Raw genomic sequence first — 13,175 nt, 5'->3', positions numbered from 1 at the left:
AAGAAGAATTCTTAAGGTTAAAAGAAAATGGCATCTATATTAAGTCAGTGGAAAAATAAAAAGAAAGCGAAAAGTACTTCTGTTCATTTAACAGATGCACCAAAAGGAGAACTTATTCCACTTTCTCATGGGCAACAACAATTATGGTTTTTACAAAAATTGTATCCAGACAACCCTTTTTATAATTATGCAGAAGTATACATATTAAAAGGAAATTTAAATAAGGAGTATTTAGAAAAGGCGGTACAACAAGTTGTTTTAGACCATGATATTTTAAGATCCATATATGTAGAAAATAATGGAGAAGCAATTCAAAAAGTAGGAGTAGACTTTAAACCTAGTGTAGAATTTTATGATTTCAGCAATTTTTCTGATCAAAATATTGAAGAGGAGTTAGCTGCTTTATCACTAAATGACGCTAAGACCAAATTTTCTTTAGAAACGGGACCTTTATTAAAATTTACATTGGTAAAACGTTCTAATTCAGAGTATTATTTTTTTGTGACTTTAAACCATATTATAACCGATAAATGGTCTATGATGGTTTTTAGAAATCAAATCGCATCACACTATAATAAACTTTTAAATAATTTACCTATAGTATCCTTGCGACCAAAAATCCAGTATTTTGATTATGCTTATTATCAAAGAAAATCTAGCGTACTAGATAAACAATTGGCTTATTGGAAAGGTAAATTGAGCGGTGAAATTCCTATTTTAAATTTACCATTAGATCATAATAGACCTATAAATCCTTCGTTCAAAGGAGCATTAAATACGCAGCGCTACTCTTATGACTTTTCTCAGGATGTTTTAGCATTAGCTAAGAAGTTAGAGGCTACGCCATATATTATATTTTTAACTGTTTACTATATTTTATTGCACAAGTATGGTAAACAAAAGGATATATGTGTAGGTTCTCCAATAGCAAATAGGAATCATAAAGATTTAGAAGAATTAATTGGTTTTTTCAATGACACTATAGTATTAAGAACCGAGGTATTGCCTGAAATGACTTTTTCTGAATTGGTTACAGAAGTATGTAAAACCACTTTAGATGCGTTTGCTCATAAAGAAGTTCCTTTTGACTTATTAGTAAAAACGCTAAAACCTAAGCGAACACTGAATTTAAATCCCCTTTTTCAGGTAATGTTTATTTATCATAAAGTTCCTGATAAACCATTTTTTGGAGATGATTTAACAATAGAACACGCTCCATCAGAAATGGGTGTGGCAAAATTTGATTTAACACTGTATGTGGCTGAAGAAGATGGTATTATATCTCCAACGATTGAGTATGCATCAGATTTATTTGAAGAAAATACAATAGGAAAAATACAAAGTCAATTAAAACATGTATTGGCTTCAGTAATAAAGGCTCAAGATGTAGAAATTGCAAAAATTTCTATAGAAGAAGAAATAAATCAAGACAATAATACTATAGCTGATCAAAACTTAATAAAGCTTGTTGAAACATATTCTGGTATACATAGTATAATAGAAGAAGTTGCTACAAAGAATTCTAACAAGGTAGCGATTACATATAATAATGAATCTATAACATATGCCGAGTTAAATAAAAAAGCAGTATTAATTGCGCAACAAATACTCCATAAAACAAATGGAGAAAATCAAATAGTTGGTTTATGCTTAAATAGATCAATAGAAATGATAGTGGGTTTATTAGGGATATTAAAAGCAGGATGTGCTTACCTCCCAATAGATCCAGATTACCCGCAAAAACGTATTCAGTATATGATTACTGATGCCAGTGTAAATTATATTTTAACAGAAAAAGAGCATACCTCTTTATTGGAAAATTCTGATAGCGAAATACTATTTATAGAGCATAGCTCAGAATTTGTATCAGATATACCACTTCCTATTGTAAAAAACGAGCAATTTGCATATGTTATTTATACTTCAGGTAGTACAGGAAAACCCAAAGGAGTGCCCATAACGCATAAAAATATTATGACTTCTACTTTAGGTAGATTCGATTTTTATGAGCAACAACCCACAGCATTTTTACTATTATCATCTATAGCTTTTGATAGTTCCAAAGCAGGATTATTTTGGACCTTGTGTAGTGGTGGAAATTTAGTTGTATCAGAGAAAAGGGTAGAGCAAGATCTTCAACGTTTAGAAAATATTTTTACAGTGCATAAAATTAGTCATACGCTGATGTTACCATCGTTGTATAACGCTATTTTATCTAATGCTAAAACTGAAAATTTAACTTCTTTACATACAGTTATAGTTGCTGGGGAGGCTTGTTCTAGTAAGCTTTGTACAGCTCATTATGATATACTTCCTAATGTAAAATTGTACAATGAATATGGACCAACGGAGGCTACTGTATGGTGTATAGCACATCAAATCACTAAAGAAGACACGATAGCTAAATCTGTACCAATTGGTAAGCCAGTTGCAGGAGCAAGGGTTCATTTGCTAAATGAAGAACTTTTACCAGTTGCTTTTGGAGATATAGGAGATCTGTATATAGAAGGAGAAGGGCTAAGCCAAGGGTATATAAATAGACCAGAGGTTACCGAGTCTGTTTTTAAAAGTATTTTAATTGATGATCGTATTAGAAGAGTATATAAAACAGGGGATCTTGCTAAATATAATTTTGATGGTACTTTAGCATTTTTAGGGCGTGTAGATAATCAAATTAAGATAAGAGGATTTCGAATAGAAATAGATGAAATAGAAAAAGTTATTCAAAATAACAGCTTGGTAAATGATGCTGTAGTAATTATAGAAGAAATTGTTAGAAATTCTAACAAGCCAGCTGTAAAAAACTTGGTGGCTTATATAGAACCTAATACTGAATATGATTTAGAGACCTTAAAAAAACAAATTAGGAAAGAATTGCCAGATTATATGATCCCTTCTAGTTTTGTTCTTTTAGACAAAATTCCTCTTTTGCCTAATGGTAAAATTGACAAAAACATATTACCAAGTTTAAGAAAGAAGGTGAAATCAGAAAATAGTATTGAAGCAATTGAAGAAAAAACAAATTCTTTAATTGAAAATCAATTGATACAAATTTGGGAAGAAGTGTTAGAATACTGCCCGATAACAACTAGTGATAATTTTTTTGAAATAGGGGGAGATTCTATTTTGAGTATTCAAATAATCGCAAAAGCTCGCAAATTAGGAATAGCACTTTCACCCAATCAATTATTTGATCATCAGACTATTGGAGAACTGTCACTTTTTGTTACTGATGAAATTAGTCCTAAAGGTCAACAAGAAATTCTTCTCGGAGAAATTCCTTTAAGTCCTATCCAAGAATGGTTTTTTAGTACACATAAAAATGTACCACATCATTGGAATCAGGGAATGCGAATTAGTAATATTGATCAAGATAAAGCTGATGTTATTAAAAATTTGGTAAATAATACCATAGCAGAACATGATGCTTTACGATTAAGTTTTTTGAAAAAGGATAAGGCATGGAAAGCCATAGTTTTACCAATTGAAGCTATCAATGCATTTACATACCTAGACCTCACTAATTCTAATGACTTAGAAGCTGATGTTGCTTTGTTTGTAGATAATTTACAAGAAAAATGTGTATTAGAAAATGGTAATTTATTTCAAACAATATATATAAAAACAAATCCTGAAATAGGCGATATATGTATTTTCATAGCACACCATTTAGTTATAGATGTTGTTTCTTGGCAAATACTATTAAATCCATTCATAAAAGCACTAGAAAAAGATGCTTCTACAGTAGATGCCTCTTTAAAAACAAGTTCAATTAAAGATTGGGTATCGTATTTACAAAATATTGAATTAGAACCAAAAGAGTTTGATTTTTGGAGAAAACAAACAGAACATATTGTTACACTACCTATAGAAGGTAATGGGAATTTTCCTATTGTAGAAGGTGCTGTAGATGTTATTCATAGTATATTGAATGAAGAGATAACGGAAGGTTTATCTAAATGGGCAAACGAGACGTATAATACCAAAATAGACGAACTATTAGTAACTGCTTTAGTTGATGCATTGTGTTTTGTCTCTAATACAAATGATATTTCAATAAGTTTAGAACGACATGGAAGGGAAACTGTAGGAACTAATTTTGATTTCTCTAATACGGTAGGTTGGTTCACCTCTTTTTTTCCTATAAGCTTTAAAAGAGAAGCTGAAGAGATAGGAGGTAAAATCATAGAAATAAAAGAACAAATAAGACAAATACCAAGGTCAGGTATTGGTTATGGAGTTCTAAAATATTTGAAAAAAGATTTAGTACATGATAATGAGCCCAGCGTAGTTTTTAATTATTTAGGAAAACAAGACAAACAAAACGATAATAATTTAATTGTCACCCCGTTAATGGATAGTGTATATCATACAAATAGTGAAAGGTATTCAGCTTTAGATATTAATGCATATATAGAAGATGAACAAATACATATTAGATGGGGTTATGGTAAGGATGTTCTAAAAAAACAGACTGTAGAGCTATTAATTAAAGAATTTGATTTAAGGATTAGTGAGATATTAAAGCATTGTAGAAATGCAGAGGAAAGTACATATACACCTTCCGATTTTCCAGATGTAGATCTAAATCAAGATGATTTAGATAATTTACTTTCTAATCTTTAAAATTGCAAAATGGGACAAACAGCTATAATAAACTCTAAAGCAAAAACAATTATAAAAAAGCCAAAAAAAGAAGAGGTTATTAAACAACCAGGAATGGGAACAACTACAAAAAAGCCAAAAATAGAAGCTATTTACCCTTTAACAGCAATGCAACAAGGTTTGTTGTTTCATCATTTAATGTCAGAAAATGATCAGGGCTTTTTACATGTGCAATGCAAATTTTCTGGAGATTTAAATATAGATTTATTTAAGCAGGCATGGGAAGCAACTGTAAAACGACATCAAATTTTGAGGACTTCTGTACATTGGAAAAATATCGAGAAACCAATACAAGTAGTAAGACCCGAAATCCCAACAAATTGGAATGTATATGATTGGTCTGATAAGTCCCTAGAAGACCAAGAAGAGCGTTTAAAAAAGTTTAAAGCAGATAAAAACGAAAGGACTATAGATTTTGAAAAAGGTCCATTAGCTAAACTTAATCTTATAAAATATAACAGTAGTGAACATCTATTCATTTGGAATTGTCATCATCTATTACTAGATGGTTGGTCTAGTAGCATAATTTTAAAAGATGTTTTTACGTATTATGAAAGTTTTTCTACAGGAGATAAGGCATCTTTAAATACACTTCCTTCGCAAAAGGCTTATATACAATTTATTCAAAGTATAGATCAAAATAAAACAAGTGATTTTTGGAAAAACACCTTTAAAAACACGTTTGAATCTTCTTTATTTAATAAAAATAAAAGCGTCTTAAAAAGGGAAAGTGTATATAATCATATGATTATTTCTGAAGACCTTACCAATAGTCTAAATACGCTTGCAAGAAATTATAAAGTAACACCAAATTCTTTATTTTTAGGAATATGGTCTATAGTACTCAGCGCTTACTTTCAAAATGAAAAAATTGTTTTTGGAAATACAGTATCAGGTAGAAACATCCCTTTTCCAAATATAGATTTAATGACAGGTATGTTTATGAATGTTTTACCTGTACATGGACATATAGAAAAAGAAGAAGATTTATCCTCTTTTTTTCAAAACATACAAAAACAACAGCAAGAAGCAAGGAATTATGAACACGTTTCGAATGATGATATATTGTCATGGCTAGAATGGCCCGTAGGAAATCCATTATATGACAGTTTATTTATTTTTGAAAATTACCCATGGAGCAATATAGAAAGTGCTGGAGTAAAGGTAAATAATTTTGAAAGCGGAATTACATCTACTTATCCAGTGACTTTTACAGTAACTATAGGCAAGCAGCTAGAATTTCATTTAATGACAAGCCCCGAGGTTGTCTCTGAAGAAACTAGATTATGGCTTATTAAAAACATAAAACTATTATTAGAAAACCTAGTAAAGATTAACGATGGCACTCAAGGTCAATTACTATTAGAAATACCACCTTTTATTGGAGATAAAGAATATACCCAAAATGATTTAAAAGAAAGTAATAAAAATATTAAAGATTATGTAGCTCCAAAAAATGAAACGGAATTAAAGCTTGCTGGTATTTGGGAGATAGTTCTTGGGCATAAAAACATAGGGATTCATGATAATTTCTTTGATTTAGGGGGGAAATCTCTGTTGGCAGTACAAATGTTTCGTTTAATTGAGAAAGAGATAGGAGTTAAATTACCACCAACTACTTTATTAGAGAATCCTACGATATCCACTATTGCTAGTGTCATAAATGAAGGAAAAGAAATACCCTCATGGAAATATTTAATTCCAGTACGATCTAGAGGGGAGGAGAAACCTCTTTTTTGTATTCATGGAGGAGGTGGTCATGTTTTCTTCTTTAATCCTTTAGCTAGTGCTTTAAATAAAAATACTCCAGTATACGCATTGCAACCCTCAGGGATGAATGAGGAGGATAGTTTGCACAATAGTATAGAAGAGATGGCAATAGCGTATGCTGATGAGATGCGCCTAGTTCAAAAAGAAGGACCTTACAATATTCTAGTGTATTGCTTTAGTACAGCAGTTGGGATAGAAATTTCTCGATATCTAAATACATTAGGAGAAAAAACGCATATGATTATTGTGGATAGTATGCCAGAGCAAGAAAACTTTAGAAATCCATATGTAATGAAATTAAGGATACAAGGATTTTTAAAAAGATTCTTACATAACCCTTTCTCTGCAATAAAGGGAATGATATTAAATCAATCCGTTAAATATTTGAAGCCAATATGGAAACGAATTTTTGCTGCTAATGAAGAAAAAAAATTAGAAAAAGTTCAATCAAATTTATCAAAGGCTTATGTTAATTATTCGTGGTCTCAAAAATATAATGCAAAAACATCTTTGTTATTAACCAATAAACATAAAACAATAAATGATAAATATATTGAAAGTTGGAAAAGATTATCAGATGAAGATATTCAATCTTTTCCTGTAGAAGGCAAGCATTATCAATTATTTGATGGAGAATATGCTAAAAAAATGGCTAAGGTAATAGATCATATTTTACTTGAAAAAAACAAATAAATCTAAAATAAAAACACTTCGCTTCATAAACTTTACTTAATAAGCATTAAATGGCGCATATTGCATTGATTATGACTGGTTTAACAGGTAGTCTTAATAGTAGTTTTGAAATTGCATCTAAATTAATTTCAGAAGGACATACCATTACTTATCTTTCAGTATTAGATGTAAAAGAAAAAGTAGAGTATTATGGAATCAAATATGTACAATTACCTAAAGTACATTTTTCATTTTCTCATGTAAATACAGAAATAAAAAATGCTTCTTGGATTAAAAAATTTCGATACCATCTAAAGAATAAACCTGAAATTTATACTGAAAGTAGAAGAATTCTAGGTTTAGATAAATTCGAAAAAATAATAAGAGCATTAAAGATTGATAAAGCTATAATAGATCAGGAATTACATGATTTGATTTTTGTTTGCTTTAAGTTTAAAATTCCTACTACCCTTTTTTGTTCTTGGTTTTTTAATGATATTGAATACGGATTAAAACTTCCGCCTATGCGAACAGACATAGTGCCAGGTGAAGGGTTTAGAGGAAGTGCTTTAGGAATATTAAAAAGTTGGATAATTATAAAGTTAAGAGTATATGCTAGGATTATTTTACTTAAACTTACTTTTAAAGGGTATAGAAGAGTAACTTTATTAAAATATGCTAAAGAAAATGATTTCCCTATAAAAACACTCATTTCTAGTAATTTACCGGAGTTATTTGTGTACACCAATTTGCCTATTATTTCTTTAACAATGAAAGAGATGGATTTCCCTCATAAACAAGTTAAAAACTTTATTTATGCTGGTCCAATGGTACATGAAAAAAGAGAGATTAAAACAAATCAAAAAATAAATGAAATAATTGATGATGTTGTAAAAATTAAACAAGAGACAAAAAGAAAACTAATATATTGTTCGGCAGGAAGTATATTAACGCCAGAACTGTCTTTTATTAATAAGGTAATTCAGGCAGTTGAAAAAGATGATAATTGGTTACTTATAATAAGTCTGGGAGGTAAATTAACAGCTGATACTTTTAAAACTAAATCTAAAAACATTTATTTGCTTGATTGGGTACCACAAATGAAAGTATTAAAATATGCAGATTGTTGCATTACTCATGCGGGCATTAATACAATTAACGAATGTATACATTATGCCGTTCCTATGCTGGCTTATTCTGGAAAAGTTGCTGATGAAAATGGCAATGCTGCCAGAGTTCATTATCATGGTTTAGGAATCATGGGAGATAAGGATAAGGATAGTTCTTTAGAAATACGAAATAATATTAAAAGAATTTTTGATGAACCTTCGTTTATAGAAAAAGCTCAATTTTTCAGTAAAACGTATCAGGAGTATAGAAAGAAAGAATTAAGCCAATTTCTTAATTAAACTAAACAGATAATATATAGAACTACTTAGATGAAGTTATCAATTTTTCCTTTCGCAAAAATACATGATAACAAAATTCATTTATGGAATATTATAACTTCAGATATATCAGATCAAAAACTACAAGTATATTATGATTTGCTTTCTAAAGATGAAAAGCTTAGAGCAAGTAAATTTCGTTTTAAAAAAGATCGCAAAACGTATATAGTTGCCAGAGGTGTTTTACGAAAACTATCTGGATATTATTTAAAAGAAAAGCCAGAAGCTATTGTTTTTGAATATGAACAATATGGAAGGCCAAAATATAAAAACCACACGCATTTAAAATTTAATGTTTCACATTCTGGCGATAGTATTATTATAGGATTTGTTAAAGAATATGAATTTGGAGTAGATGTAGAAGAAATAAAAGAAGATTTTGATGTGATAGATATTGCTCATAATTTTTTTTCTAAACAAGAAATAGCTAAACTAGATAGTTTACCAAAAACGGAGCAATTTATTGCATTTTATCGTTGTTGGACGCGCAAAGAATCTTTTATTAAAGCTAAGGGTAGTGGACTTTCTTTTCCGTTACATTTATTTTCAATGTCTTTACATACTGATGATTCTGCTGAATTATTGGAAACGCAATGGAATGCTTTAGAGAAAAAAAAATGGAAAGTATTTACTTTTATACCTCAAAAAGGATATCGGGCTGCCATATCTGTGTATGGTAAAGTTGATACCGTTGCTTATTTAGATTGGAGTAATTATAAAGATTAACACGACTAATACTACAATATTCAAAAAATAACAATTTTAATTAATCTTTAAGATTAAAAAAGCTTGTTTAAAAAACTTTTCATAGTACTTTAGCAGATTGATTTTTATACATGATTCAAGAAACTATTATTGCTATATTATGGAGCCTTTCGCCATTTGGAGAAGCTAAAGTGGGCATACCTTACGGTATTTCTAAAGGGATTAATGCTTATGTAGTTTTTATCGTATGCTTTCTTGCAAACGTACTTGTATTCCCCATAATGATGTTTTTTTTAGAAAAAGTAAATTTTTATCTCTTAAAATGGAACTTTTATAAAAAATCAGCCATTTTTGTGGCCAGAAGAGCTAAAAATGGTTCAGGTGATAAAATAAAAAAATATGGTTTTTGGGGACTTATTTTCTTTGTTATGATTCCATTACCCGGAACTGGTGTATATGCTGGTAGTATTGCAACGTATCTATTTAAAATAGAAAAGAAGAAAGGTTTTTTAGCAAATGTAATAGGTATATTTTTCTCTTCACTCATTGTTTGGCTTATTGCTTATTTTTCGATAAAAATATAAGACAGTATATTCTGCTTTTACGCTAAAAAATACCAATTAGTTATATGATAATGAACAGATCAGATTTTATTTTTTAAAATGAAATAATAATATAGCTGTATTTTTGAAAGTAAGAATAATCATTAATTTAAATCAGCTCAGATCGTGTTAAGGAATAGGTGTTTTATGATGAGGTTAGTTTTATTGACACTAATAAGTATCTTGTTTTTTTCTTGTAATAAAACAGAAAAAATAGTGCAAACCAATACCATAGATTTTAATTTTGATTGGAAATTTTCAAAAGAAGAAGGAATAGTTAGTGCTGAACAAATAAGTTTTGATGCTGCTAATTGGAGAAATTTAAGATTACCACATGATTGGAGTATAGAAGGTCCATTTTCTGAAGAAGATGGTGCAGGTGCTACAGCATTTTTACCAGGGGGGATAGGTTGGTATAGAAAGTCTTTTAAAATGCCAAGCGAAGCCAAAGAAAAAGTAACATGGATAAATTTTGATGGGATCTATAATAATTCAGAAGTATGGATTAATGGTCATTTGTTAGGCAAAAGGCCTTATGGTTATATAGGTTTCACATATGATTTAACGCCATATTTAAATTATGGCGAAACCGAGAATATCATAGCTGTAAAAGTAGATAGAACAGCTTTTATAGATTGCCGCTGGTATTCAGGATCTGGGATTTATAGAAATGTAAAACTTACCACTGTAAACAAAATACACATTCCCAATTGGGGAACAACTATAAATACTATAAATGCTACTGCCGAGAAAGCTGAGATTTTAATTAAAAATAAGGTGTTCAATACGTTTAAAGAAGGTCAGAAAATTAAGGTAAAAACAACTATTTTTAATGCTAATCGTATTGTCGTAGCCAGTGAGAGTGAAGATGTGACCATAGCTAGTGGCCAACAAAAGAATATTGAACAGCATATTAGTATTACTAAGCCAAAGTTATGGAATACAGAGACCCCAAATATGTATACTGCAGAAACGCAACTGTTGAAGAATGGCGAAATTTTAGATGTTTATACAAATTCTTTCGGCATTAGAACCATAGATTACAGTAATAATGGGTTTTTATTAAATGGAGAACAAGTAACCTTTAAAGGAGTTTGTTTACATCATGATGCTGGTTTAGTAGGTGCAGCGGTGCCTAAAGACGTTTGGGAAAGGAGACTTCAAATATTAAAAGAAGGAGGCTGTAATGCTATAAGAACTGCACATAATCCACCATCAGAAGAATTCTTAGACCTTTGTGACGAATTAGGGTTTTTAGTACAAGATGAAGCCTTTGACGAATGGAATAATCCTAAAGACAAAAGAAATAATTACAACCAACAGAAAGAAGAAGAAGTTACTAAAGGCTATACGGAACATATTTTAGAATGGGCAGAAAGAGACATTAAAAATATGGTTAATAGAGATAAAAATCACCCCTCTATAGTGATGTGGAGTTTGGGAAATGAAATAGAGTGGACCTATCCAGAACATGCTGAAGCGGTTGGGTATTGGGAAAGTGAGGAAGTAGACTATTATCATGATGAACCACCGCACACCATTGCAGAAATTAAAGCCAGATATAAAAAAGCAGATACTGCCCAATATAAATTGCCATTAATGGCACAAAAATTATCTAAGTGGGTAAAAGAAGAAGACCTCACAAGGCCAGTTACGGCAAATCTAGTGATACCATCGGTAAGTTTCTTTAATGGGTATACAGATGCTTTAGATATCGTAGGTTTAAGCTATAGGCAGTCTGTTTATGATTATTTGCATAAAAACTATCCAGATAAAATGCTACTTGGAACAGAGAATTGGGGACAATGGCATGAATGGAAACAAGTAGAAGAAAAAGAATATGTCCATGGCATTTTTTTATGGACAGGGATTTCTTATATGGGAGAATCTAGAGAATGGCCAAAGAAAGGGAGTAGGAGTGGTTTATTAGATTTTGCAGGCTTTAAAAATGCAAGCTATCATTTGTTTAAAACACTTTGGAACAACGAGCCACATATTTACATGAGTACCGTAAAAATGGAGAATTCACCATATGATCTTGTTGAAGGAAAGTTACTTTCCAAACGCAGAAACGAAAAATGGATTCCAAAATGGGGTTGGCATCAATATAATGAACACTGGAATTATAAAGAAAAACAAGAAGTTGTTATAGAAGTAATGACCAATTGCGAATTTGTAGAATTGTTTTTAAATGGAACTTCTTTAGGAATAGAAAAATTGAGTGACCATAATGATGATAAAATACTAAAGTGGCTAGTGCCCTACACTTCAGGAGAATTAATTGCAAAAGGGACTACCAAAAATGGGAAAGAAATTAGATACTCTATAAAAACAGCTACAGATTTTAAAGCATTAGAAATAAAAGCAGACCGTAAAAAAATAAAAGCAAACGGATATGATGTAGTGCATATAGAAGTTCAATTAACGGATAAATTAGGAAATCCTATAAAAACAGAGGAGAAAAAAGTAACTTTTACAATAGATGGAGATGTAAAATTATTAGGAGTAGATAATGGTGCTATTAATAATGTACAACCCATACAAACAGATCATATAGTAACAGCTAAAGGGCGTTGTATGCTACTCATTCAATCTAACAAAAACGCAGGAAAAGTTAAAATTAAAGCAACGGCAGATGGCGTAGTGAGTCAAGAATTAATGATTGCTATTACAGATAAATAAAAGAATGCGCTACTTTAAATTGAGCATTCTCTATGGTCTACACTAAACTATATCTTTTTTACATATTTAGTAATTAGCACTGTTAATATAGGCCCTACTTTCCCTTCAATAAACTCAGCATTTTCATGATCTACAGAAATTCTACGAACAGCAGTACCTTGTTTGGCAACTTGGCTAGATCCTTTTATTTTTAAATCTTTAATAAGAACAACACTATCTCCGTTTTGTAGAATCACACCATTAACATCTCTATGAATTACTTTATCATCAGGGTCCTCACCTTCACCAGTAGCCTGAGCATATGTAAGCTCATCTTCTTCTAAATACATCATATCAAGTAAGTCTTGTGGCCATACTTTTTTGCGTAAACGCGATAACATTCTCCAAGCAACCACCTTTACTGGCGTATGTTCGCTCCACATACTATCATTTAAACAACGCCAATGGTTTTCTTCTGTAGCCTCAGCATCTTCAATTTGCGTAATACAAGTTTCACAAGCCATAAGGCTATCATTCAAATTTTTTTCTGTGCTAGGAGCAACTACGTAAACATTTAATTTTTCTGTATTTGCACATAATTCGCAAGCATTATTGCTACGCTTTTGTAAATCTCTTTCTAAACTCATACAAT

Annotated in this window: 7 protein-coding genes; 6 read left to right on the top strand and 1 reads right to left on the bottom strand. The window is 30.6% G+C overall.

From position 1 onward, the window contains the following. Window positions 1-27: 27 nt before the first annotated feature. From ACZ451_RS16080 to ACZ451_RS16055, 6 genes are all read left to right on the top strand, one after another. A complete protein-coding gene (locus ACZ451_RS16080) occupies window positions 28-4,626 on the top strand; it encodes an amino acid adenylation domain-containing protein (protein WP_464214241.1) in 4,599 nt (1,532 codons plus the stop codon). Window positions 4,627-4,635: 9 nt separating this feature from the next. Then, a complete protein-coding gene (locus tag ACZ451_RS16075) occupies window positions 4,636-7,128 on the top strand; it encodes a condensation domain-containing protein (RefSeq protein ID WP_464214239.1) in 2,493 nt (830 codons plus the stop codon). 50 nt (window positions 7,129-7,178) lie between these two features. Then, entirely contained in the window at window positions 7,179-8,516 is a 1,338-nt protein-coding gene (locus ACZ451_RS16070) for a nucleotide disphospho-sugar-binding domain-containing protein (RefSeq protein WP_464214237.1), read from the top strand. Between the two features lie 30 nt (window positions 8,517-8,546). Next, a complete protein-coding gene (locus ACZ451_RS16065) occupies window positions 8,547-9,281 on the top strand; it encodes a 4'-phosphopantetheinyl transferase family protein (protein WP_464214235.1) in 735 nt (244 codons plus the stop codon). 110 nt (window positions 9,282-9,391) lie between these two features. Beyond that, on the top strand, window positions 9,392-9,844 hold the full coding sequence (locus tag ACZ451_RS16060) for a COG2426 family protein (protein WP_464214233.1): 453 nt from the start codon (window positions 9,392-9,394) through the stop codon (window positions 9,842-9,844). 234 nt (window positions 9,845-10,078) lie between these two features. Then, complete coding sequence (locus tag ACZ451_RS16055; RefSeq protein ID WP_464214231.1) at window positions 10,079-12,544, top strand: glycoside hydrolase family 2 TIM barrel-domain containing protein; 2,466 nt, start codon at window positions 10,079-10,081, stop codon at window positions 12,542-12,544. Window positions 12,545-12,591: 47 nt separating this feature from the next. Here ACZ451_RS16055 and ACZ451_RS16050 read toward each other — a convergent pair whose 3' ends face one another. Beyond that, window positions 12,592-13,170 carry a PhnA domain-containing protein gene (locus ACZ451_RS16050; RefSeq protein ID WP_464214229.1) on the bottom strand — a complete coding sequence of 193 codons (579 nt, stop codon included), beginning with the start codon at window positions 13,168-13,170 and terminating at the stop codon, window positions 12,592-12,594. Window positions 13,171-13,175 lie beyond the last annotated feature (5 nt).

It is taken from the genome of Allocellulophaga tsushimaensis (assembly GCF_055383085.1).
The sequence above is the reverse complement of the archived record's forward strand: the minus strand, read 5'-3'. Positions and strand labels throughout refer to the sequence as shown.